Annotated in this window: 23 protein-coding genes; 4 read left to right on the top strand and 19 right to left on the bottom strand. The window is 65.1% G+C overall.

Annotation, left to right across the window (positions count from 1 at the left end):
• Positions 1–18 precede the first annotated feature (18 nt).
• The gene (gene recO, locus BN60_RS14860; protein ID WP_020696881.1) at positions 19–735 is read right to left on the bottom strand and encodes a DNA repair protein RecO; all 717 of its coding nucleotides are present in this window, start codon (positions 733–735) and stop codon (positions 19–21) included.
• A 43-nt stretch (positions 736–778) separates the two neighbouring features.
• Here recO and BN60_RS14865 point away from each other — a divergent pair, with 43 nt between their 5' ends.
• The gene (locus BN60_RS14865) at positions 779–2320 is read left to right on the top strand and encodes an alkaline phosphatase D family protein (protein WP_086002726.1); all 1542 of its coding nucleotides are present in this window, start codon (positions 779–781) and stop codon (positions 2318–2320) included.
• Here the strand turns inward: BN60_RS14865 and era are convergent, their stop codons facing one another.
• From era to folK, 8 genes are all read right to left on the bottom strand, one after another.
• On the bottom strand, positions 2321–3247 hold the full coding sequence (era, locus tag BN60_RS14870) for a GTPase Era (RefSeq protein WP_020696883.1): 927 nt from the start codon (positions 3245–3247) through the stop codon (positions 2321–2323).
• Positions 3247–3999 carry a ribonuclease III gene (gene rnc / locus BN60_RS14875; protein ID WP_020696884.1) on the bottom strand — a complete coding sequence of 251 codons (753 nt, stop codon included), beginning with the start codon at positions 3997–3999 and terminating at the stop codon, positions 3247–3249. The genes era and rnc overlap by 1 nt, the downstream gene beginning before the upstream one ends.
• Positions 3951–4775, bottom strand: a complete 825-nt coding sequence (gene lepB, locus BN60_RS14880) for a signal peptidase I (protein ID WP_020696885.1) — start codon at positions 4773–4775, stop codon at positions 3951–3953. The genes rnc and lepB overlap by 49 nt, the downstream gene beginning before the upstream one ends.
• Before the next feature lie 108 nt (positions 4776–4883).
• Positions 4884–5285, bottom strand: coding sequence for a holo-ACP synthase (gene acpS, locus BN60_RS14885; protein WP_020696886.1), 402 nt, complete (start codon positions 5283–5285; stop codon positions 4884–4886).
• The gene (locus BN60_RS14890) at positions 5282–6034 is read right to left on the bottom strand and encodes a pyridoxine 5'-phosphate synthase (RefSeq protein ID WP_020696887.1); all 753 of its coding nucleotides are present in this window, start codon (positions 6032–6034) and stop codon (positions 5282–5284) included. The genes acpS and BN60_RS14890 overlap by 4 nt, the downstream gene beginning before the upstream one ends.
• 35 nt (positions 6035–6069) lie before the next feature.
• Positions 6070–8253, bottom strand: coding sequence for a RelA/SpoT family protein (locus BN60_RS14895; RefSeq protein ID WP_020696888.1), 2184 nt, complete (start codon positions 8251–8253; stop codon positions 6070–6072).
• 80 nt (positions 8254–8333) lie between these two features.
• Positions 8334–8696 (bottom strand): DNA-directed RNA polymerase subunit omega, encoded by a 363-nt coding sequence (gene rpoZ / locus BN60_RS14900; protein WP_020696889.1) that lies wholly within the window; start codon positions 8694–8696, stop codon positions 8334–8336.
• A 91-nt stretch (positions 8697–8787) separates the two neighbouring features.
• Positions 8788–9303, bottom strand: coding sequence for a 2-amino-4-hydroxy-6-hydroxymethyldihydropteridine diphosphokinase (gene folK / locus BN60_RS14905; RefSeq protein ID WP_215905910.1), 516 nt, complete (start codon positions 9301–9303; stop codon positions 8788–8790).
• A gap of 144 nt (positions 9304–9447) precedes the next feature.
• Between folK and BN60_RS14910 the strand changes: the two genes are divergently transcribed.
• Positions 9448–10080 (top strand): LabA-like NYN domain-containing protein, encoded by a 633-nt coding sequence (locus BN60_RS14910; protein WP_020696891.1) that lies wholly within the window; start codon positions 9448–9450, stop codon positions 10078–10080.
• Positions 10081–10093: 13 nt separating this feature from the next.
• Positions 10094–10744, top strand: a complete 651-nt coding sequence (locus tag BN60_RS14915) for a uracil-DNA glycosylase (protein WP_020696892.1) — start codon at positions 10094–10096, stop codon at positions 10742–10744.
• 14 nt (positions 10745–10758) lie between these two features.
• Here BN60_RS14915 and BN60_RS14920 read toward each other — a convergent pair whose 3' ends face one another.
• The 8 genes from BN60_RS14920 to BN60_RS14955 form a co-directional block, all read right to left on the bottom strand.
• Positions 10759–11235 (bottom strand): glutathione peroxidase, encoded by a 477-nt coding sequence (locus BN60_RS14920; RefSeq protein ID WP_020696893.1) that lies wholly within the window; start codon positions 11233–11235, stop codon positions 10759–10761.
• A 1-nt stretch (position 11236) separates the two neighbouring features.
• The gene (locus BN60_RS14925; protein WP_020696894.1) at positions 11237–11911 is read right to left on the bottom strand and encodes a sulfite oxidase-like oxidoreductase; all 675 of its coding nucleotides are present in this window, start codon (positions 11909–11911) and stop codon (positions 11237–11239) included.
• 8 nt (positions 11912–11919) lie between these two features.
• Positions 11920–13467, bottom strand: a complete 1548-nt coding sequence (locus tag BN60_RS14930) for an acyl-CoA synthetase (RefSeq protein WP_020696895.1) — start codon at positions 13465–13467, stop codon at positions 11920–11922.
• A gap of 4 nt (positions 13468–13471) precedes the next feature.
• The gene (locus tag BN60_RS14935) at positions 13472–14677 is read right to left on the bottom strand and encodes an ABC transporter substrate-binding protein (protein WP_020696896.1); all 1206 of its coding nucleotides are present in this window, start codon (positions 14675–14677) and stop codon (positions 13472–13474) included.
• On the bottom strand, positions 14674–15318 hold the full coding sequence (locus tag BN60_RS14940) for a TetR/AcrR family transcriptional regulator (RefSeq protein ID WP_020696897.1): 645 nt from the start codon (positions 15316–15318) through the stop codon (positions 14674–14676). The genes BN60_RS14935 and BN60_RS14940 overlap by 4 nt, the downstream gene beginning before the upstream one ends.
• A 64-nt stretch (positions 15319–15382) precedes the next feature.
• Positions 15383–16555, bottom strand: coding sequence for an isovaleryl-CoA dehydrogenase (locus tag BN60_RS14945; protein WP_020696898.1), 1173 nt, complete (start codon positions 16553–16555; stop codon positions 15383–15385).
• 30 nt (positions 16556–16585) lie between these two features.
• The gene (locus BN60_RS14950; RefSeq protein ID WP_020696899.1) at positions 16586–17038 is read right to left on the bottom strand and encodes a DUF2059 domain-containing protein; all 453 of its coding nucleotides are present in this window, start codon (positions 17036–17038) and stop codon (positions 16586–16588) included.
• A 70-nt stretch (positions 17039–17108) separates the two neighbouring features.
• Positions 17109–17867 (bottom strand): enoyl-CoA hydratase/isomerase family protein, encoded by a 759-nt coding sequence (locus BN60_RS14955; protein WP_020696900.1) that lies wholly within the window; start codon positions 17865–17867, stop codon positions 17109–17111.
• A 70-nt stretch (positions 17868–17937) separates the two neighbouring features.
• On the opposite strand from BN60_RS14955, the gene BN60_RS14960 reads away from it, so the two are divergent.
• Positions 17938–18837: a LysR family transcriptional regulator gene (locus BN60_RS14960; RefSeq protein ID WP_020696901.1), complete on the top strand. Its 900-nt coding sequence runs from the start codon at positions 17938–17940 to the stop codon at positions 18835–18837.
• Here the strand turns inward: BN60_RS14960 and mgtE are convergent, their stop codons facing one another.
• Positions 18838–20199, bottom strand: coding sequence for a magnesium transporter (mgtE, locus tag BN60_RS14965; RefSeq protein ID WP_020696902.1), 1362 nt, complete (start codon positions 20197–20199; stop codon positions 18838–18840).
• Positions 20196–22478, bottom strand: a complete 2283-nt coding sequence (locus tag BN60_RS14970) for an NADP-dependent malic enzyme (protein ID WP_020696903.1) — start codon at positions 22476–22478, stop codon at positions 20196–20198. Before BN60_RS14970 ends, mgtE begins: the two co-directional genes overlap by 4 nt.
• Positions 22479–22512 lie beyond the last annotated feature (34 nt).

Genomic DNA, 22512 nt, shown 5'->3' on the forward strand with positions numbered 1-22512 from the left:
GCCACGGCCATTGTTATTCTAGCGTTGGAGCGACTCCATAAATCTCGACCGCGCGGGAGGCAAGGGCTTGTTGTGTGGCCAAAACACGTGCCGTTCGAGGAAATAGCCGGTCAGGTCGAGACCCTGGCGCAACTCATCGTCATCGGACGGTAATCCGCCGGTGGAAAGAAACCCGGGCAGCGCCAGAAGCTTCTCCCTGTAGGGTCCTGCCGCCGCTCGCGACACTGCCCTGCCTGTCTTGGGCGAGACGTAGGCCAGGTCCTCCGTTGTCCCGGTGGCTGCGCATTTCTCGAGATCGAGTCCGAAGCCCAGTTCCTGCAGCAGGCCCAGTTCCAGCCGCACATAGAGAACCGGCCAGCCAGGATGGCCGAGGACACCAAGAAAGGCGCGAAAACCATCGAACATTGCCGGATGTGGTTCGCGCTCGGGAAGAGCGGCGTCCACGACGGCGCAGGCGGCCGCGAGTCCCGACAGTTCGACTGCACTGTCGAGTACCTGTGCGGCATGGGCTTCCCGCAGCTCGCCGGAATAGTTGCCGAGCTGCTCGGAAAGCCGCGCCCGCCAGGCAACCTCGACGAGATTGCCTGACTGCCAAACAGGACGGGCGCGGCGCGAGATGCCGCCCGGCACGAAGCCCGCGTGGCGACCATGCTCGCGCGTCAGCAGCGACACGACGAGACCGCTCTCGCCATGAGGTCGCGCCGTGAGCACGATGCCGTCGTCGGTCCAATCCATGCGCGTGTATGCCGCGTTTGGCGAAATCGCGCTAGGTTGGGTCATGTCCCGATTGAGACGGCGCACGATCCTGGGCGCCAGTGCCCTCGCCGCCTTCCCGCCCCGGCTCTACGCCCAGATCGCCACGGCCAGCCGGCCGCGCCTCCTGCAGGGCGTGCAGGCTGGCGACGTCGGGGCCGATGGGGCGACGATCTGGAGCCGCGCCGACCGGCCGGCTCGCATGATCGTCGACTATGCGACGACGGAGCACTTCACCGACGCGCGGCGCGTCGAAGGACCGTCGGCCCTGGAGGCGACGGACTTCACGTCCCGTATCCGCCTCGGCGATCTACCTCCGGGCCAGACCGTCTTCTATCGCGTCGCGTACCTCGACCTCGGCGACCTCAAGACCCTGAGCGAGCCGGTCGTCGGCCGTTTCCGCATGCCGCCCGCGTCCGGCGCCCCCGCGTCCAATACCGACGCGAGTTTCGTCTGGTCGGCCGATACGGCGGGCCAGGGCTGGGGCATCAACCCCGACATCGGCGGCATGACGATCTACGAGTCGATGCGCCGCCTCGCGCCCGATTTCTTCGTCCACTGCGGCGACACGATCTACGCCGACAACCCCCTCGCCTCGGAGAAGAAGCTGCCCGATGGCCGCCTCTGGAAGAACCTCGTCACGGAGGCAAAGTCGAAGGTCGCCGAAAGCCTGACCGAGTTCCGCGGCAACCATCTCTACAATTTCCTCGACGACAACCTGCGCCGCTTCAACGCCGAAGTGCCGATGATCGCGCTGTGGGACGACCACGAGGTGGTCGACAACTGGACCTGGGAAAGGCGGCTGGACGCCGACCCGCGCTACAAAGTGAAGGACGCCCGCACCCTTGCGATCGCGTCGGAGCGCGCCTTTCGCGAATACATGCCCCTGGCCGACGGACTCGACGGACCGATGCGGCTGTATCGCCGTTTCTCGTTCGGCCCGCATCTCGACCTCTTCCGCCTCGACATGCGCAGCTTCCGCGGCCCCAACACGGTTGCCGCCTCGAACACCGCCTATCTCGGCGACGAGCAGCTCGCGTGGCTGAAGCACGCCCTCAAGTCTTCGAAGGCTACCTGGAAGATCGTTGCCGCCGACATGCCCCTGGGCCTCGTCGTCTACGACGACTGGCGCACAAAGACCGGCGCCGACGGTCTGGCCAATGCCGACGATGGGCCGCCGCTTGGGCGCGAACTCGAGATCGCCGGCCTGCTGGCCTTCATCAAGCGCGAGGGCATTCATAACGTGCACTGGATCACTGCCGACGTGCATTACCCCGCCACGCACCGCTACGATCCGGCCCGGGCCACCTTCTCGGACTTCACGCCGTTCTACGAATTCGTCTCGGGGCCGCTCTGCGCCGGCGGCTTCGGCCCCAATGCGTTCGATCGTACATTCGGGCCGCAGATCGTCTTTCAGAAAACGCCCAGCCGGATCGACCTGTCCCCGTTGGAAGGCTCCTGCCATTTTGGCCACGTCAAGATCGAGGGCCGCACGGGCCTGATGACCGTCACCCACCGCGACGCGGCGGGCGGCATCCTGCACACGCTCGAACTGGCGCCAAGCTAGTTATCGCTTGGGCTCGTAGTCCAATCCGATGGCGCGATAGTGCGAGGGATCGTCGGCCCAGCGCTCGCTTACCTTCACATGCAGGAAGAGATGCACGGGCCGCTCCAGCATCTGGCCGAGCTCGTGGCGTGCCCGTGCGCCGATCTGCTTGATACGTGCCCCGCCCTTGCCCAGGAAAATAGCGCGCTGGCCGTCGCGCTGGACATGGATCGTCTGTTCGACCCGCACGCTGCCGTCGGGCCGATCCTCCCATTTGTCGGTTTCGACCGCGGCTTCGTAGGGCAGCTCCTGATGAAGCTGCAGGAAGACCTGTTCGCGCGTCACCTCGGACGCCAGGAGACGCAACGGGAGGTCCGCTGCCTGGTCCTCGGGATATAGGAACGGCCCGGCCGGCACGGCGGCAGCCAGTGCCGTCAGCAGATCGTTGATGCCGTCGGCCTTCAGCGCGCTCACCATGAAGGTGCGTTCAAAGGGCACGCGGGCGTTGAGCTCGGCCGTGAGCGCCAGGAGCTTTTCGCGATGCACGAGATCGATCTTGTTCAAGACAAGATAACGCGGCGCACGCGACTGCTTCAGCCGCTCGATGATGGCTTCGGTCTCCGGCCCGATGCCGCGCTCGGCGTCCACCACCAGCGCCACGACGTCGGCATCCTCGGCACCCTGCCAGGCCGCGGCAACCATGGCCCGCTCCAGACGGCGCTTGGCCACGCGGAAGATGCCGGGCGTATCGACCAGCACGACCTGGGCGCGAGTGCCATCGGGCATGTCCGCCATCGCAATGCCGATCACCCGCATGCGCGTGGTCTGCACCTTGGGCGAGACGATGCTCACCTTCGAACCGACCAGCCCGTTCACCAGGGTCGACTTGCCGGCATTGGGGGCGCCGACCACGGCAACGAAGCCAGCACGTGTAGGAAGTTCGCTCATCACCGGTCCAGCCGTTCGAGAAGAGTTAAAGCCGCCAGCCGTTCGGCCTCGCGTTTGCTGCCACCGCGGCCACGTGCCGGCTCGTGGCCCTTGATCGCCACGTCGACGACGAAGACAGGCGCATGCGCCGGTCCTTCGCGATCGATTTCACGATAGCTCGGCAGCGGCAGGCGCCTCGCCTGAGCCCATTCCTGCAAGGCCGTCTTGGCGTCGCGTGGCGGCGCCACGCCTTGCTGGCTGAGCCGGTTGCCCCACAATTTCTGCACGCAGGCGGCGGCGCTTTCAAATCCGCCATCGAGGTAGACGGCGCCCAGCAATGCTTCGAGGGCGTCGGCCAGGATGTTGGGCTGAATGCTGTCACCATGGGCACGTTCTGAATCGCCCAGCCGGAGACGGGGACCGAGATCGATTTCTGTCGCAATCTCGACCAGCGCCTCCGCTCTGACGAGCGCCGCGTGTCGCCGCGCCAGACCACCCTCACGCTCGTGCGGAAAACGCTTCAGCAGAAGGTCCGCCATTGCCAGCGACAGGACACGGTCGCCCAGGAACTCGAGCCGCTCGTTCCCTTGCGGGAAGGCCGCTTTCAACTCGGGACGGCGGTCGAGTGCGCTGCGGTGGGTAAGCGCTTCGGCGGCGAATTCGGCACGTGCGAAAACGTGCCCCAGACCTTCCGACAACGCCGCCAGATCGGCGTCGGTCGGCTTCAGTGGATGGCCATGAAGAAGCGGTTCCAGCGTATTGCCTCGGGCCATTTCCACGGCTCCAGCCAACCCGCGGCCGATGGATCGTGCGAGAAGAAGATGAACTCGGCCCGACCGACGAGATTCTCCGAAGGCACGTACCAGCCAAGCTGGTCGCGATCGCGCGTCGAACCGGAGAAGTCGCGCAGCATGAGGCGCGTCCGGCTGTCGAGTGAATCGTCGCGATTGTCGCCCATGACGAAGTAATTGCCGGCCGGCACCAGGAACTCGGGCGTGTTATCGGCCATGCCGTTGTCCATATATTCGAGCACGGTGTAGCTGCGGCCGTTGGGCAGCGTCTCGCGATAGAGGGTGCCCTTCTGATAGTGCCCGTTCGTGCCCTTCACATAGTCGCTGGAGCGAAGCCGATCGACCGCCTTGCCATTGATGTGAAGGATACCGTTCGTGACTTGGATGCGATCGCCCGGCATGCCGACGATGCGCTTGATGTAGTCGGTACGGTTGACGCCCTGACCCTGATCTCCCGGGTACTTGAAGACGGCGACGTCGCCCCGCTCCGGCGGCGAGCCGAAGATGCGGCCCGAGAACACGCCAAGCGAGAACGGGAAGGAATGCTTGCTGTAGCCGTAGGAATACTTCGAGACGAACAGATAGTCGCCGACCAGCAGGGTCGGGATCATCGATCCGCTGGGAATGTTGAAGGGCTCGATGGCGAACGTTCGCACGACAAGTGCGATCAGGACGGCATAGACGACCGTACGGACGGTCTCGCCCCAGCCACCGGCCTTCTCCTGCCCCCGCTTCCGCCGTTCAGCCACGTCCGTCATCGCCATTCCAGTTTAAACGAGCCGCGGCTATAGCAGGGCCGGCCGGCCGTGTCTCCCGCCCCGGTTGAGGCATCTGCGCACTGCAGTCCAGTGGTCCCGGTGCCTGGTTCATGTTTGCGGCACCGCCGAAATGATGATGATTGCCTGGGCCATTGGGTATTCGTCGGTCAACGTCAGGTCGATTTGCGGCGACATTCCGGCAGGTGTCATCTCCTGAAGCCGCGCCAGAGCGCCGCCCGTCAGCGCCATGGTGGGCCGGCCGCTACGCTGGTTGATGACGCCCATGTCACGCCAGAACACACCGCGTCGCAAGCCCGTCCCCAGAGCCTTGGAGCAGGCTTCCTTGGCGGCAAAACGCTTGGCATAGCTTGCCGCGCGGGTCGCGCGACCTTCAGATCTTTTTTGTTCCGTCTCGGTGAAGATTCGCTGCACGAATCGGTCGCCGAACCTTTCCAGCGACTTCTCGATCCGCCGGATATCGCAAAGGTCGTTGCCGATACCCAGGATCACGCGGACAGCCCTCCCGCACGCGCCGCATCCATGATCCGGCGCATTTCCCGGATCGCCGCTTCCAGGCCGACGAAGATTGCCTCGCCTACCAGGAAATGCCCGATGTTGAGCTCGCGTACTTCGGGAATGGCCGCGATCGGGCCGACATCGGCATAACTCAGTCCATGGCCGGCATGGCATTCGAGGCCAAGCTTGGCACACAGGGCTGCGGCCTTGGCGATACGGGCGAGTTCGGCCTGCTTGGCGGCGCCCTCGATCTCGCAATAGCGGCCGGTATGCAGTTCCACGACCGGCGCCCCCAGCGTGACGGCGGCCTCGAGCTGGCGCGGATCGGCCTCGATGAACAGCGACACCCTGATGCCGGCATCGCGCAGCCGGGCGACCATGGGTTTCAGATGGTTGTGCTGGCCGGCAGCATCGAGACCGCCTTCGGTGGTTCGCTCCTCGCGCTTCTCGGGCACGATGCAGGCGGCATGCGGACGGAGGCGCAGCGCGATGTCGACCATCTCCTGGGTCGCCGCCATCTCGAAGTTGAGCGGCACCTTGAGCTCGCGCATCAGCCCTTCGATGTCGGCGTCTATGATATGGCGGCGATCTTCGCGGAGATGCGCCGTGATGCCGTCGGCACCGGCTGCCTCGGCGAGCCGCGCCGCTCGCAGCGGGTCGGGAAGATGTCCGCCGCGCGCGTTACGCACGGTGGCCACATGGTCGATATTGACGCCGAGACGCAGAGGATTGGGCGCGGACATACGCTACTTTCGCTGGGAGGAGATGGGGAGAGCCGTCAATTGCGGGCGCGCTCGACGGCGTTGATGGCGGGCGTGGCGCGCAACGCCGCCGTGATGTCGGCGAGATGCTTCACGTCCGAAACCTCGACGTCGATCACCATGTCGAAGAAATCCATCGACCGATTGACGATGCGCAGGTTGGAGATATTGCCTTCGTGGCGGGCAATGACGGTCGAGAGGCTCGACAGGCTGCCTGGCTGGTTTGCCACCGTAATCTTGAGCCGGCCGGTATAGACACCACCCTCGCCGTCACCGACGGAGTCCCAGCCGACGTCGATCCAGCGCTCCGGTGATTCCGAGAAGCTTTCGAGCGTCGCGCAGTCGATTGTATGGATGGTGACGCCCTTGCCCGTGGTGATGATGCCGACGATGCGGTCGCCGGGCAGCGGATGGCAGCAACGCGCGAAGTGCACCGCCATGCCGGGGATCAGGCCGCGAATGGCGATCTGGCCCGGCTCGCCTCGGCCGCGTGCACCGTCGGCCTTGCTCGCCTTGCCGGCCTTGGCGCGGGCGCGCGAGATCGGCACGACATCGGCGCCGCTTTTGCGATTCTGCTTGAGGCCCGGATAGACAGCGGTCAGCACTTCGCGAGCGCCGGTCAGACCGGCGCCGACGGCCGCGACGAGATCGTCGGTCGTTGCCTGCTTGAAGTTGGCGCGCACACCGTCGAGGCCCTTCTCCGTGACCTCGTATCCTTCCTCGTGGAAAGCCTTGTCCAGCAGGGACCGGCCGAGCTGGATGTATTGCTCGCGCTGACGAATGCGAATGAAGCGGCGGATCGCGGCCTTGGCTTTGCCGGTGACGACGAAACGCTCCCAGGTCGGCGACGGTGTCTGCGCCTTGGACGTGACGATCTCGACCTGATCGCCGTTGGAGAGCTGCGTTCGGAGCGGCAGCATGCGGCCGTTGATCTTGGCGCCCACGCAGGTGTCGCCGACCTGGCTGTGCACGGCATAGGCGAAGTCGATCGGCGTCGCACCGCGCGGCAGGGCGATCAGGTTGCCCTTGGGCGTGAAACAGAAAACCTGGTCCTGGAACATCTCGAGCTTGGTGTGCTCGAGGAACTCCTCGGCATTGGGCGCCTTGTCGAGGATGTCCATCAGGCTGCGCAGCCAGGCATATTGCGGTGCGTCGGTCGAGGGTCCGCCTTGCTTGTAGATCCAGTGCGCCGCCACGCCGCGCTCGGCCTGGTCCTGCATCTCCTCGGTGCGGATCTGGATTTCGATGCGCTGGCCGAGCGGGCCGATCACGCCGGTGTGCAGCGAACGGTAGCCGTTGGGCTTGGGGACGGAGATGTAGTCCTTGAAGCGCTGCGGCAGCACCTGATAGCGGCCATGCAGCAGGCCAAGCGCCTGGTAGCATTGCGCGATGTCGGCCACGATGATGCGGAAGGCCATGATGTCGGCGAGCTGCTCGAACGACACGTTCTTGGTCTGCATCTTGCGCCAGATCGAATAGGGCGTCTTCTCGCGCCCCGACACCTGCGCTTCGAGCCCTCCTTCCTCCAGTGTCCTGACCAGCTCGGCCTCGATCTGCGGCACCAGCTTGTCGCCGCGCTCGCGCAGATAGCCCTGACGCGCCAGCACCGAGGCGCGGCCGTCGGGATTGAGCTCGGCGAAGGCTAGCTCCTCCAGTTCGCGCTTCACCTTCTCCATGCCGATGCGCGACGCTAGCGGGGCGTAGAGGTCCATCGTCTCGCGCGCGATGCGCTTGCGGCGAGCCGCTTCCTTGATGTGGTGCAACGTCCGCATGTTGTGCAGACGGTCGGCAAGCTTCACCAGCAGCACGCGGATGTCCGACGACATGGCCAGCACCAGCTTGCGCAGGTTCTCGGCTTCCTTGGTGCTTTCGGACTGGATCTCCAGTCGGCTGAGCTTGGTCACGCCGTCGACCAGCCGGGCGACGTTCTCGCCGAACATGCCGGCGATCTCGTCGCGGGTGGCGTCGGTATCCTCGAGGGTGTCGTGCAGCAGGCCGGTCACGATAGACGCCGTATCCAGGCGCATCTCGGCCAGGATGCCCGCCACCTCCACGGGGTGGGAAAAGTAAGGGTCGCCCGAAGCCCGGAGCTGGTTACCGTGCTTTTTCAGGCCGTAAACGTAGGCGCGATTCAGCACGTCCTCGTCCGCATCCGGATCGTAGGCCTGCACGCGCTCGACAAGTTCAAACTGACGGATCATGGCAATCGCCCATTATATGGGGACGATTGCGCTCACTCCACGACGTTTGCACAAATAGCAGGGCTCGGCCCTGCCCCGACCTATTCGGTAACGTCGTCTTCCTCGGTCATCGGCAGTGCCTTGGGCTGGGCCGCTTCGGCGCCGCCCTGCGCCAGCGCCGCAGCCAGCTCCTGCTCGAGCTCGGCCATCTCGTTGACCTCTTCGGGCTTGTCGATATCGGCATGCTTCTGCATGCCCGAGATCAGCGAATCCTTGAGGGTGGCCTGGTCGAGCTTGACCTCGGCGATCTCGCGCAGCGCCACCACGGGGTTCTTGTCGCGATCGCGATCGAGCGTGATCTGGGCGCCGGCCGAGATATCACGCGCGCGCTGGGCGGCGAACATGACCAGTTCAAAACGGTTCGGCACCTGCAAAATGCAGTCTTCGACGGTAACACGCGCCATGGCGGACCTCTGAATTCCCGGGAGCCGCGGGTTATACGCCCCCACGGCCAAAAGACAAGGGGCCAAAGGCTTCGGAAGGGCATGGGCCTCCCTAGAAGCGATGGACCTCCTGCTCGGGCGGCAAGGCCGCCAGCAGCGCCTGGATGGACGCCCCGGTGACCGGATGGCGCCAATCCGGCGCCAAATCCGCCAGCGGCCGCAGGACGAAAGCCCGATCGGCCATCCGGGGATGCGGCAACGTGGCTTTCCCCGGCGCTGGCGGGGCAACTTCCCCACGATAATCGAGCAAATCGAGATCGATCAGCCGCGGTGCGTTCGGCACCGTGCGAACGCGGCCGAATACGTCCTCGATGGCATGCAAAGTCTGCAGGAGATCGTCGGCCGGCAGCTCCGTGGCAACTTCGGCCACGATGTTGACGTACCAAGGCTGGTCGGACACCGGCACGGGGGCCGTCCGGTACCAAGGCGAATGGCGCACCACATCGACCTTTCGGCGGCCCAGCTCCAGGAGAGCCGCCACCAGCGTCTCGCGTGGCGAACTGTAGTTTGGATGGGCCATGTTGGCCCCAGCACCCACAAAGATTGTTCCACCGTCCAGTTTGTCCACCAGCAAATCCCTCCAACCCCTTGTGAACTATGGGATAAAGACCTAAACTTCAATCGCTGTGGGAGAGGCGGGGATTACAGAACTCCACCGGCTGAATAAATTTTCATTCTCCCTATGCGCATATTTCTCAAAGGGATAGCCGCCATGAAGGGCAATTTTTACGAAAACGAGCGCGTCGCGCTTTTCATCGACGGTGCGAATCTCTACTCCGCCGCCCGGTCCCTGGGCTTCGACATCGACTATCGCCGCCTCCTCAAGGTGTTCCGTGAAAAGGGCCGGCTGGTCCGCGCCTACTACTACACGGCCCTGGTCGAGGATCAGGAATACTCGCCAATCCGTCCGCTGGTCGATTGGCTGGACTACAACGGCTACACCATGGTCACCAAGCCGACCAAGGAATTCACCGATGCCATGGGTCGCCGCAAGATCAAGGGCAACATGGACATCGAGCTGGCCATCGACGTACTCGAGATGGCCGAACATCTCGACCATGTGATCCTGTTCTCCGGCGATGGCGACTTCCGCCGCCTGGTCGAGGCCGTACAGCGGCGCGGACTGCGCGTCTCGGTCGTCAGCACGATCAAGTCCTCGCCGCCGATGGTGGCCGACGAACTGCGCCGTCAGGCCGACGACTTCATCGAGCTTTCGGAACTCGCCCCGCTGATCGCCCGCACCCCGTCGGAACGGGCCCCGCGGCCGGCCGCCGCCGGCGGTGCACGCGATGCAGACGCCGATTACGACGACGCCCCCTCCGAATCTCTGATGCGCTCGGCCTAGGCCGCACGCTTCTGTGGTTGCATCACCTTTCGAAGAGCCGCCGCTCGATTGCCCGCGCTGCCCCCGGCTCGTCGGGTTCCGGCATGAACTGCAGGGCCTCCATGCCGACTGGAAGAATGCGCCGGTCCGGTCGTTCGGCCGGCTGGATGCGCGGCTTCTGATCGTCGGACTGGCACCGGGCATGCGCGGCGCGAATCGCACGGGCCGCCCTTTCACCGGCGACTATGCCGGCGACCTGCTCTACTCCACCCTGCTGAAGTTCGGTTTTGCCCAGGGCACCTACCGTGCCGACCCGAACGACGGGCTGCGTCTCGTCGACTGCCGCATCGCCAATGCCGTGCGCTGCCTGCCGCCGGAGAACAAGCCCCTGCCCGTCGAGTTCACGGCGTGCCGACCGTTCCTGCAGGCCGAACTCGCCGTCATGTCGAACCTGCGGGTGCTGGTGGCGTTGGGCAAGGGCGCGCACGACCAGATCCTGCGCGCGCTGACGGTGCGGCCAGCGGGCGCCTACCCCTTCGTCCATAATCGCCTGCACAAGCTGCCCACCGGCCTTGTGCTGGCCGACAGCTATCATTGCTCGCGCTACAACACGAACACCGGCCGCCTGACGACCGAGATGTTCCATCAGGTCTTCGAGGGCGTGCGCAGTTCGCTGGAGACTTGAGCCTCGAACGATTCTCAGCCGAGGGCCGACTCGATCGCCGAAGTGATCTCGCTCGCCCCTGGCCGCACGCGGCTCGGCCAGGCGCCGAGCAGGCTGCCATCCTTGCCGATCAGGTACTTATGGAAGTTCCACTTGGGAGCCGCCCCCTCGCCTGCTTCCGTCGCGATCCACTGATAGAGGGCGTGGGCATCGGAACCGATCACCTTCTGCTTGGCCGTAAGCGGAAAGGTGACGCCGTACATCGATTCGCAGAACTTGGCGATCTCCGGCTCCGTGCGCGGCTCCTGCGCGCCGAAGTCGTTCGACGGTACGCCCAGCACGACGAGACCCCGCGGACCATAGGTGTCATGCAGCTTCTGCAGATCGGTGTATTGCGGCGTAAACCCGCAATAAGAAGCGACGTTCACCAGCAGGACCGGATGCCCTGCCAAGCTCTTCATCTCGAGAGGCTTGCCGTCAATCGTGGTGAAGTTGAAATCATGGGCGGGCATGTCAGGGCTCCTCGTCGTAGCGTTGCTCCAGCCAGGGATCGCCGTAGTTGTGATAGCCGCGGACTTCCCAGAAGCCCGGCTTGTCGAACACCGAGAACTCGATGCGCTTGATCCACTTCGCGCTCTTCCAGAAATAGAGCTTGGGAATCACGACCCTGAGCGGGCCGCCATGTTCGCGGCTGATCGGTTCGCCGTTCCAGCTCCAGGCCAGCATCACGTCGTCGGCCGAGAAGTCGGCGAGCGGGACGTTCGTCTTGTAGGTGTCGTAGGAGTGGAAGATGACATGCTCCGCCGACGCCTTGGGCTTCACCATCGCCAGCAGGTCGCGGGCGCTCACGCCTTCCCATCGGTTGTCGTAGCGCGACCAGGCCGTGACGCAGTGGATGTCCGTGGTCAGTTGCGTCTTCGGCAGGTCGGTGAACTCGCCCCACTTCCAGGTCAGTGGGTTCTCGACTTCGCCATCGACGAACAATCGCCAAGCGTGCGTGGGGATCTCGGGCTGGATGCCGAGATCGAGCACCGGCCAGTTGTCGACCTTGCGCTGGCCCGGCGGCAGGCGCTGGGAGTGAGCCGCCGTCTTGCCCGTCAACAGACGGCCGTCCTCGGCCCATTTCTGCTTGCTGTCGATCAGCTTGTTCTTGAGCTTACCGAACAGGGTGACGTCGTCGTCGGCCATGGAACTCCCTAGATGCTGCGGCCTGCCTTCTCCCAATATGGGGCGCGAAGCTTGCGCTTGAAGATCTTGCCCGAATCTTCGCGCGGCAGGGCCGCACTGAACTCTACCACCTTGGGCACCTTGTAGCGCGCCAGGTGCTCGCCAAGCCAGGCGCGGACCTGGCCGGCATCCAGGCCGGCCTCGGGCTGAGCCTCGACATAGGCGCAAATCTGCTCGCCGAACTCTTCATCGGGGATGCCGAATACCGCGCAGTCGCGCACGCCCGGCATCTGGATCAGCGTGCCCTCGATCTCGGCAGGATAGATATTCACGCCGCCCGAGATGATCATGTCGCGCTTGCGATCGCACAGGAACAGGAAGCCATCGGCGTCGAGATAGCCAACGTCGCCGACCGTTACGAGATCCCCCAGCGAGACCTCCCGACGCTTGGCGTCGTCGTTGTTGTAGGTGAATTCGGAGAGATGCGGGCCGCGGACGTAGATCTCGCCGACCTCGCCCTGCTTCACGTCCTGCCCATCCTCGTCGACGACACGTAGGATGCCGCCGGGCACGATGCGTCCCACGGTGCCGGGCTTGCGCAACGCGTCCTCCGACCCGTGCCAGACGACCACGCCGGTCTCGGTAGAACCATAGTATTCGTTGATCACCGGCCCCCACCACTCGATCATCTGCCGCTTCACGGCCGGCGCGCAGGGCGCGGCGCCGTGGGTGATGAAGCGCAGCGAGGAGACGTCGTAGCGCTGGCGCACTTCCTGCGGCAGGCGCAGCAGGCGGACGAACATGGTCGGCACGATGTGCATGTGGCTGACCCGATGCTTGTCGATCAGGCGCAGCATGTCCTCGGCCTCGAAGCGCGGCTGCAGGACCATGTGCAGGCCAAGCCGGGCGCTTGCCATGCCGTAGGCTGCCGGTGCGGAGTGATACATCGGACCGTTCATCAGGATCACAGCGCCGGGATCGGGCTTCAGGCCCCAGAACATTGCGGCTTCCTGCGATGCCGCCGCCTGCTGCTCGGGCGTACTCGGCCGACGCCGCACGCCCTTGGGACGCCCTGTCGTGCCCGACGTGTAGATCATGCTGCCGCGCGCTGCCTTCGGTGGCTCGGTTCGCGGTGGCGAGGCGGCGACGAAATCCTGCCACAGCTCCACACCGGCCGGCGCCGCACACTTCTCCGGAGGCACATTGTAGGCCGCAGCAATCTCTGGCGGCGTCGGCACAGCCAGCACCTTCACGCCCTCGGGAACGCCCCCAGCGATCTGCGCCAGCAGATCGGTATGCGCCACCAGCACCCTGGCGCCGCAGTCCTGCAGAATATGGCTCGCTTCTTCGGGCGTGAAATGCCAGTTGATCGGCACGGCATAGGCGCCGAGCTGACCCGACGCCATGTTAACCTCGAAGGTCGGGAAGTCGTTGCGCAGCATCAGCGCAACGCTGCTGTCCTCGCCGACGCCCAGCGCGGCGAGTCCGCTCGCCGCCCGCGCCGCATTGACCTGGATCTCGCTCCAGGCCCTGAAGCGATCGCCTGCCGTTACACCAGCCATCGCACCCGCGTTCATGGCGTTACTCCCGGATCACATCGCCGATCAGCTTGTAGCTTGTGCCATCGAAGCGCTGCAGGCGCAGCGACTGATAGGGCAGATAATCGTCGGGCCCGGTTTCGATCACAATACCGGGTAAAGTGAGCGGCGTCGTGAAACCCTTGAGGCTCGTGGCCTGACGCATGAAGTTCTCGCGCGTCAACACGTTGCCCGCCTGGCGCAGGAGATGCGCCAGAATGTAACCATTGGAGTAGCCGGCGGCGACGAAGGAGTCGTGCGGATTGAGTTCGGGCGCCCATTTCTGAGCCCAGTCGAAATACTCCTTCATGCCGGGGTCGTTTTCCCAGGTCGGATCGCCCGCACTCTTGCTGTTCGCTGCGGTGATGATCCCGGTCGCGGCATCGGCGCCGGCCGGCTTCAGCACACCGGGAATCGACGCTGAGCCGACCGGCAGGTAGATCTGCGGCTTCCAGCCGAGTTCGTGCGCCTTGCGGATCGCCTGCGTGGCGTGCTTGCCGGTCGCCACGACGAAGAAGGCGTCGGCGTTGCTGGCGCGAAGCTGGATGATCTGGGCATCGACGGTCGGATCGGTCGTCTCGAACGACACCTCGGCCACGATCATGCGGGCCTTGTCGCCCAGCGCATGCTTGAAGCCCTCGACATAGTCCTTGCCGAAATCGTCGTTCTGCCGCAGCAGCGCGATCCGCGCATTGGGGGTCGTGGTCAGGATGTTGCGCGCATAGACCGCCCCTTCGGTCTGATAAGCGACCATGCCCATCATGGTCCAAGGATAGTTCTTCGGATCGTTCCATTGCGCGGCGCCGGACAGGATGAAGAACTGCGGCACCTTCTTCTGGTTGAGATAGCGGTGCGTCGTGCGGTTGGTCGCCGTGCCGATCGTATTGACGATCGCGAACACCTTGTCGCGCTCGACGAGCTGGCGCGTGAGCTCCACGGTCTTGGGCGGGCTATACCCGTCGTCGAGCGACAACAGGTTGATCTTGCGGCCATTCACGCCGCCTTGCGTTTCGTTAAGGTACTTGAAGTAGGCCACCTGCCCTTTGCCGACTCCGGACAACGCGGAGGCCGGCCCGCTGTAAGGCATGGTCTGACCAAGCTTGATCTCGGCATCGGACGCGCCGGGATCATACTTCTTGCCACTCTCAGCAAAGGCTGCCGTCGTCGCCATTTGAACCGCCACGATCAGGGCGACTACACCGCGTTTCATCCGTTCTTTCTCCCTTTCTTCTCGCCGGCTGGCTTCTTGCCTGCCTGCGGCGAGGCTCCCTTCAGCATCAACGTGCCGATGAACTGGCTGATCTCCTTGTAGCCGGGGCCCGACTTCAGCATGCCGGCCTGCCGCAACATGACCACTCCATGGGTGGCAGCCCACAAGGCCCAGCCGAACAGACGCGGGTCGACGGCCAACAGGCCGGCCTCAGCCATCTCTTCCGACTGCCGCGTGATGAGCTGCTGCGCTCGCTTCACCGTCGGGCCCAGCTCGGGGTGGCTGTCGTCTATCGGCTGATCGATCTCGAACATGATGCGATAGGCGTGCGGATGCTCTTCTGCGAACCGCAGATAGGCTGCCCCGACCTGACGGCCGCGTGTTGCCGGATCGTCCGCCGATGCCGCAGCCTTTTCGAGATTATCGGAAAAAGCCGCGAAAGCCTGCGCCCGCACCGTCGCCAGGATGTCGGCCTTGTCCTTGAAATAGCGATATGGGGTCTTGGGGCTGCAGCCCAGCGCCTCGGCGAGCTGGCGCATCGTGACGCCTTCGTAGCCGAAGCGGGCAAACCGCTCGGTGGCGACACGACACAGCTCAGCGCGGAAGTCCGCGATGTCCTTTTCGGTCAGATAACGCGGCACGGGGCACTTTCCATACACACCGTGTACGAAAAAGCGCCCCCATCGTCAAACAAACCCTGCTTCGTCAGGCGGTCTCGGCGAAGAGCTCGCGGCCGATCAACATGCGGCGGATCTCGCTGGTGCCGGCGCCGATCTCGTAAAGCTTGGCGTCGCGCAACAGGCGTCCCGTCGGATAGTCGTTGATGTAACCGTTGCCGCCCAGGAGCTGAATGGCGTCGAGTGCCACCAGGGTCGCCTTCTCGGCGGCGTAGAGAATGGCTCCCGCCGCGTCCTTGCGGGTCGTCTGGCCACGGTCGCAGGCTCGCGCTACGGAGTACACATAGGCCTTGCAGGCGTTCATGGTCGTGTACATGTCCGCGAGCTTGCCCTGCACGAGCTGGAAAGTGCCGATCGGCTGGCCGAACTGCTGACGCTCATGGACGTAGGGCAGCACGATATCCATCGCCGACTGCATGATGCCGAGTGGACCGGCCGCGAGCACGGCGCGTTCGTAGTCGAGGCCGCTCATCAGCACATTGACGCCCTTGCCGACGGCGCCCAGCACGTTCTCCTCGGGGATCTCGCAATCCTCGAAGACCAGTTCGCCGGTCGAGGAGCCGCGCATGCCCATCTTGTCGAGTTTCTGGGCGACCTTGAAGCCCTTGCGGTCGGTCTCGACGATGAAGGTGGTGATGCCGCGCGGCCCGGCAGCGGGATCGGTCTTGGCATAGACCACGATCACCTGCGCGTCGGGACTGTTGGTGATCCACATCTTGGTGCCGTTCAGCACATAGCGGTCGCCCTTCTTGTCGGCGCGCAGCTTCATGGAGACGACGTCGGAGCCCGCCCCCGTCTCGCTCATGGCGAGGCTCCCGACATGCTCGCCAGAAACGAGCTTCGGCAGGAACCGCCGCTTCTGCTCATCGCTGCCGTTGCGGCGGATCTGGTTGATGCAAAGGTTGGAGTGCGCGCCGTAGCTCAGGCCCACCGCCGCCGAGGCGCGGCTGAGTTCCTCGACCGCCAGGGCGTGTTCGAGATAGCCCAGCCCAGCTCCACCATATTCCTCTTCGACCGTGATGCCATGCAGGCCGAGTTCACCCATCTTGGGCCACAGCTCGCGCGGGAAGCGATCGGTCTTGTCAATCTCGGCGGCGATCGGTGCCACTTCGGCGGCCGCGAAGCGCTGGACCTGCTCGCGCAGCGCGTCGGCGGTCTCGCCCAGGCCGAAATCGAACGGCGGCATTGCGTTGGGAATCATGATGTCACGGGCCTGCTGTTGTTGGTCGTTTCAGTTCTTTTCGGTTTTCGGTTCAGTCTTCACGTAGATGCGGATCATCTTCCATTGGGCGTCCGACGGAATGAACTCCAGCTCGAAAGTGAGGCGTGACGGCTCCGTCGGGAAATAGCCTTTCACGATCAGCTTGCCGTCACCATCCACCGCCGCCTTGGGCGCATAGATCGGAGTCATGGCGGCGATGATGTCGAAGTCGATGCTCTTCTTGTTGAACTCGTTGAACGTCGCCTTGAGTTGTTCCGGCGTGAACTGATCGCGGAACGGCTTGGCGGCCTTGGCGTGAAAGATGTCGTAATTGCCGCTGACGTTGGCATCGTTGAAGGTGAGCAGCGTCGCCTTCACCAGCGCTTCGAGCGCCCGGTCGGGCGGCACCTTGTTCTGCGCCATCGCAGGAAGGGCGAACAGCACGAGCGCAACCGCGCACAGAAAACGATTGAACGCCCGCATCGATGGCCTCCGAGGCTGGACGATAGCCCGCCCACGCTCCGAAGCGAAGCCGCACAGACGGCCTCACCCGTCAGCCCGCGCCACGCAAAGCCGCTGCAGCGGCGGCACGCGTCTCTTCGGTAAGCCAGGAGAAGTAACGCGGCTCGGCCTGGCCATTGCGTGCCGCGGCGATGCGCGTCAATGCAGGCGACCGCAACTCGCGCTTGATCGTGGCGAAAGCGTCGGGCGGCAGTGCTGCATCCTTGCGTGCCCGTGCGATCGCGCGCGCGAGCAAGGTGTCGGGCGTCACGCATTCGTCAAACACTTGCAGGGCCACCGCACCGGCAGCATCGAGCTCCTCGCCGAACAGGACCATGCGACGGGCGGCCGTGGGCGCAAGCTCGCTGCGCGCTACATCGAGGGCGGCCACGGGATACCGCACGCCGACCTTCACTTCTGCAAAACTGGCCTTCAGCGGAACGTCGGCGACGATGCGCCAGTCGCCGCACAGTGCCACCACCATGCCGCCGGCGATGGCATGGCCGTTGATCGCCGTGACCAGCGGTTTGGGCCAGGCGTAGAGCGTGCCAAAGCCGTCGTTCATCGCCGCGATCAGACGATGCTGCGCGCCGGCATCGAGCGTCGGCAGCAGCTTGAGGTCGAGACCGGCCGAGAAGGCCTTGCCCTCGCCGGTCAGCACGGCCGCGCGAACGGCGCGGTCCGATGCCAGCCGGTCAAACAGCGCGGCGATCTCTTCGAGCATTTCCGAGTCCATGGCGTTCATGGGCGGACGGGCGAAGGTCACGACGGCAATGCCGTCGTCGTGGAGGGTCGATCTGAGATGGGACATGCCACGACCATAGAGGCAGACAGATCATAGATAAAATCGATTGTCTCACTCATTGTCATCGATATTGTCTATGTCGATGAACCTGTCCTTCATCCGCTACTTCCTGACGGTGGCCGAGACGGCAAGCTTCACCACGGCCGCAGACCGTTGCCACGTCACCCAGCCGACCCTTTCGGCAGGGATCGCCCGTCTGGAGCAAGAAATCGGCGCCCGCCTGTTCGACCGCGGCCGGCGTGCGGCCCTGACGGCGGCGGGACATCGCCTGCTGCCGCATGCCCGCGCCATGGTCGAGGCCTGGCAACTCGCCCGCGCCGAATCGCGATCGACGCACCGGGCCCGGCTGCTGCGCGTCGCCATCGCCTCGACCCTTCCCGTCCCCGCGGCGCTCGACTGGCTGGCGTCGGCCCAGCAGCAGGCCGGCTTCGAGGCGGAAGTCTCCGAGGGCACGGCCGCCACCGTTGCCGATCGCTGGCGGCGCGGCCGCTGCGACGCCGCGCTCTTTCCGGCGCGCGGCCCGCTCGACGCGCCCAACGCCGTCGCGCTGTGGCGCGAACCTTATGTACTGGCCGCGGCCGCCGAGCATCGCGTGGCGACGCGCGATCGCTGGTCGCTGAAGGAGCTGGCCGACACGGTCTTCGTCCTGCGTGCGGCCTGCGAAGCGCAGGACGATGCCCTGCGCCTGTTCGCCGCCGAAGGCGTGCGGCCGCGCGCGGTCCTGAGCTCCCCCGACGAGGAGCGCTGCGCCGCCGCCGTCGCCGCGGGACTCGGCGTCAGCCTGATGCCACGCTCGCTCCTGCGGCCGGGTCTGGTTACCGCGGAGATCCGCGAGGTGGCGCTCGACCGGCGCGTTTTCCTGGCGTGGCGCGCAGACGCCGACAACGAGCTGGTGCAGACGTTGCGCGACACGGCGCTCGCCCATCCCTGGCCAGGCCAGCGCAGCGGCAATGCCCGCCTGGCCTTCGCCCGGTAGTTACAGCAGGAAGATCGTCGCCAGTCCGAGGAAGGTGAGGAAGCCGATCACGTCGGTCACCATCGTCAGGAAGACGGTCGAGGAGACCGCAGGATCGACGCCGAACTTCTGCAAGCCCAACGGGATCAACGATCCCGCGAGAGCCGCGGCAAACAGATTGCAGATCATGGCCGCCGCGATGACACCGCCCAGCCGCCAGTCGCCGAACAACATGACGACACCGGCCGCCAGGAGGAAGGCGAACATCAGCCCGTTCATGCTGCCCACGGCCGCTTCCTTGGCGATGAAACGCAGGGCGTTGGCGGCCGTCAGCTCCCCCATGGCCAGCGCCCGGACGGTGACCGTCACCGTCTGGATGCCGGCATTGCCGCCCATCGAGGCGACGATCGGCATGAGGGCGGCCAGAACGACGATCTTCTCGATCGTGCCCTCGAACTGGGCGATCACGAACGAGGCCACGAGCGCCGTCGCGACGTTGACCAGCAGCCACGGCGCCCGCAGCCGGACGGTGCGCACGGGCGGCGCGTGCATGTCGTCAGTGCCGACGCCGCCCATCTTCAGCATGTCCTCCTCGGCTTCCTCGTCGATCACGTCGACCACGTCGTCGACCATGATCACGCCCAGCAGCCGATTCTCGTCGTCGACGACGGGGCAGGAAACCAGGTTCTGGTCGCGGAAGAGATGCGCCACTTCGGCCTGATCCGCCGTGACCGGCACCGAGGGAATGTCGGGATCCGCGATATCGAGGATGCCGATCGGGCGCTTGGTACGCAGCATGCGGCCGAGCGGCACCGAACCTCGCAGCCGCCCATCGGAATCGACGACGAAAATGTCGTAAACGTCGTCGGGCAGATCGGTCGCTTCGCGGCAGTAGTCGATGACCTGGCCCACCGTCCAGCCATCGGGAACCTTGACCAGCGAGCGCTGCATGAGGCGCCCGGCCGTGTCCTCCCGAAAGGCCAGCGCCTGCTCGATCTCGGCGCGATCCTGGGCCGATAGTTCGGCCAGGACCTCCTGCCGCTCCGCCTCCGGCAGATCTTCGAGGATGGTCGCGGCATCGTCGGCTTCCAGCTCGCGCGCGGCAGCTGCGATTTCCTTGCTGTCGAGCTGCTCCAGAACGTCCTCGAGGACTTCCTCGTCGAGCTCGGTCAGTGCTTTGGGGTCGAGGTCGCGCTTGAGGATGCCGACCAGCTTGTCGCGCTCGTCCTCTCCTACCTGCTCGAGGATCGATGCCTGGCCGGTGGCACTGAGGTCGGCCAGGAGCGCCCTGACTTCCTCCGCCCTTTCTTCTGCAAGCGCCGCCTCGACTCGCCGGACGAGTTCCGGCGTCACTTCATCGAGGAGATCGCTTTCGCCGCTCATCCACGCGCCTCAGCGAGGCGCTGCGCCTCGACGACGGCCAAGGCCGTCATGTTCAGGATGCCGCGGGCTGTCACTGACGGGGTCAACACATGAGCCGGCAAATCGGTTCCCAACAACATGGGGCCGATATGCAAGCCGTCAGCGCCATTCTTTAGGAGATTAAAGGAAATGTTGGCGGCGTCGAGTGAAGGACAGATGACGAGGTTCGCCGGCTCCTTGAGCTTGGAGCGCGGGAAGACATTGTTGCGGACGTCGACGTCGAGCGCGGCGTCGCCGTGCATCTCGCCGTCGACTTCGAGGGACGGCGCCCGCTCGTGCAGGATTTTCACCGCCGCAGCCATCTTGCGCGCCGACGGATGATCGGAACTTCCGAAACTCGAATGCGAGATCAAGCCGACTTTGGGCTGGATGCCGAATCGCAGTACTTCGTCGGCCGCCAGCAGCGTGATCTCGGCCAAGGTCTCGGGATCGGGATCGTAGTTCACGTAGGTGTCGGCGATGAACAGGGCGCGCGTGGGCATCACCAGCAGGCTGAGCGCCGCCATGTTCTTCACGCCTTCCTTGAGGCCGATGACGTCGCGCACATGATTGAAGTGTGTGCGGAAACGGCCGTAGGCGCCGGCGATCATCGCATCGGCATCGCCCAGGCGGACCGCGAGGGCCGCGATCAGGGTCGGGCTGGACCGGACCAGGTTGCGCGCGGTCGGCTCGGTGACACCGCGCCGCTCCATCAGCGCGTGATAGGCTCCCCAGTACCTGTCGTACCGCGGATCGTCGGAGGGATCGATCAGCTCGACGTCGATACCCGGCTGGAACCGGAGCCCGAGACGCTCGGCACGGCGGCGCACGATTTCCGGGCGACCGATCAGGATCGGCCGGGCAATGCCTTCGTCGAGCACGATCTGCACGGCGCGCAACACGCGATCGTCCTCGCCGGCGCTGAAGATCACGCGCTTGGGCGCACTGCGAGCCTGTTCGAAGACCGGCCGCATGACCAGACCGGACTTGAACACGAACTGGCTGAGCTGGTCGCGATAGGCCTCGAAATCGGCGATCGGCCGGGTCGCCACGCCGCTGTCCATGGCCGCCTTGGCGACGGCCGGCGCCAGTTCGACGATCAGACGCGGATCGAAGGGCTTGGGAATGATCTGGTTGGGGCCGAAGCCGCCGGCCTGTTCGCCGAAGGCGCGGGCCACGACCTCGGACGGCTCCTTGCGCGCCAGCGCCGCCAGCGCCCGCACGCAGGCGATCTTCATCTCATCGTTGACGGTGGTGGCGCCGACATCGAGCGCGCCGCGGAAGATATAGGGGAAGCAGAGGACGTTGTTGACCTGGTTGGGATAGTCGCTGCGCCCCGTCGCCATGATGGCGTCGTCGCGTACCGCCGTGACGTCTTCCGGCGTGATCTCGGGATTGGGGTTGGCAAGCGCGAAGATCAGCGGCCGGCTCGCCATCCTTTTTACCATGTCCTGCTTCAGCACGCCGGCCGCCGAGAGGCCCAGGAAAACGTCGGCGCCGCCGATCACCTCGCCCAGGGTGCGGGCCTGCGTGTCGCGGGCATAACGCTCCTTCCAGGGGTCCATCTGCTCGTTGCGGCCCTTCCAGACCACGCCGGCAATGTCGGTGACCCAGATGTTCTCGCGCGGCAGGCCGAGCTTCTCCAGCACGCCGAGGCAGGACAGCGCCGCTGCGCCCGCCCCCGACACGACCAGCTTCACTTTGGCGATGTCCTTGCCGACCAGCGACAGGGCGTTCAGCAACGCCGCGCCGACAATGATGGCCGTGCCATGCTGGTCGTCATGGAACACCGGGATCGACATGCGCTCGCGCAGCTTCTGCTCGACGTAGAAGCATTCCGGCGCCTTGATGTCTTCGAGATTGATGCCGCCGAAGGTGGGTTCGAGAGCGGCGACGATCTCGACCAACCGCTCCTGGTCGAGCTCCGCCAGCTCCAGGTCGAACACGTCGATGCCGGCGAACTTCTTGAAGAGGACACCCTTGCCCTCCATCACCGGCTTGGCAGCCAGCGGGCCGATGGCGCCGAGGCCCAGCACCGCAGTGCCATTGGTAACGACCGCGACCAGGTTGGCGCGTGCCGTCAGCTCGGCAGCCGTCGCGGGATCGCGCACGATCTCGTTGCAGGCAGCGGCTACGCCGGGCGAGTAGGCCAGCGACAGGTCGCGCTGGGTCGCCAACGGCTTGGTCGGAACGACTTCGATTTTGCCGGGTCGAGGGATGCGATGGTAACGGAGCGCGCCGTCGGTAAGTTCATCCGCCAAGCTCGTCTCCCCCTCTCGAGCGCCACGGCCAAAA

This window comes from Reyranella massiliensis 521 (assembly GCF_000312425.1).
In the GTDB taxonomy this organism is placed as follows: Bacteria; Pseudomonadota; Alphaproteobacteria; order Reyranellales; family Reyranellaceae; genus Reyranella; species Reyranella massiliensis.

Bases quoted from the DNA above. Each gene is read 5' to 3' on its own strand.
- rnc (WP_020696884.1), bottom strand. From the start codon at position 3,999: ATGGCCCGAGGCAATACGCTGGAACCGCTTCTTCATGGCCATCCACTG.
- lepB (WP_020696885.1), bottom strand. From the start codon at position 4,775: ATGACGGACGTGGCTGAACGGCGGAAGCGGGGGCAGGAGAAGGCCGGT.
- BN60_RS14930 (WP_020696895.1), bottom strand. From the start codon at position 13,467: ATGAACGCGGGTGCGATGGCTGGTGTAACGGCAGGCGATCGCTTCAGG.
- rpoZ (WP_020696889.1), bottom strand. From the start codon at position 8,696: ATGGCGCGTGTTACCGTCGAAGACTGCATTTTGCAGGTGCCGAACCGT.
- BN60_RS14945 (WP_020696898.1), bottom strand. From the start codon at position 16,555: ATGATTCCCAACGCAATGCCGCCGTTCGATTTCGGCCTGGGCGAGACC.
- era (WP_020696883.1), bottom strand. From the start codon at position 3,247: ATGAGCGAACTTCCTACACGTGCTGGCTTCGTTGCCGTGGTCGGCGCC.
- BN60_RS14960 (WP_020696901.1), top strand. From the start codon at position 17,938: ATGTCGATGAACCTGTCCTTCATCCGCTACTTCCTGACGGTGGCCGAG.
- BN60_RS14950 (WP_020696899.1), bottom strand. From the start codon at position 17,038: ATGCGGGCGTTCAATCGTTTTCTGTGCGCGGTTGCGCTCGTGCTGTTC.
- BN60_RS14935 (WP_020696896.1), bottom strand. From the start codon at position 14,677: ATGAAACGCGGTGTAGTCGCCCTGATCGTGGCGGTTCAAATGGCGACG.
- BN60_RS14890 (WP_020696887.1), bottom strand. From the start codon at position 6,034: ATGTCCGCGCCCAATCCTCTGCGTCTCGGCGTCAATATCGACCATGTG.
- BN60_RS14865 (WP_086002726.1), top strand. From the start codon at position 779: ATGTCCCGATTGAGACGGCGCACGATCCTGGGCGCCAGTGCCCTCGCC.
- mgtE (WP_020696902.1), bottom strand. From the start codon at position 20,199: ATGAGCGGCGAAAGCGATCTCCTCGATGAAGTGACGCCGGAACTCGTC.
- BN60_RS14925 (WP_020696894.1), bottom strand. From the start codon at position 11,911: ATGGCCGACGACGACGTCACCCTGTTCGGTAAGCTCAAGAACAAGCTG.
- BN60_RS14895 (WP_020696888.1), bottom strand. From the start codon at position 8,253: ATGATCCGTCAGTTTGAACTTGTCGAGCGCGTGCAGGCCTACGATCCG.
- BN60_RS14910 (WP_020696891.1), top strand. From the start codon at position 9,448: ATGAAGGGCAATTTTTACGAAAACGAGCGCGTCGCGCTTTTCATCGAC.
- BN60_RS14920 (WP_020696893.1), bottom strand. From the start codon at position 11,235: ATGCCCGCCCATGATTTCAACTTCACCACGATTGACGGCAAGCCTCTC.
- BN60_RS14955 (WP_020696900.1), bottom strand. From the start codon at position 17,867: ATGTCCCATCTCAGATCGACCCTCCACGACGACGGCATTGCCGTCGTG.
- recO (WP_020696881.1), bottom strand. From the start codon at position 735: ATGGATTGGACCGACGACGGCATCGTGCTCACGGCGCGACCTCATGGC.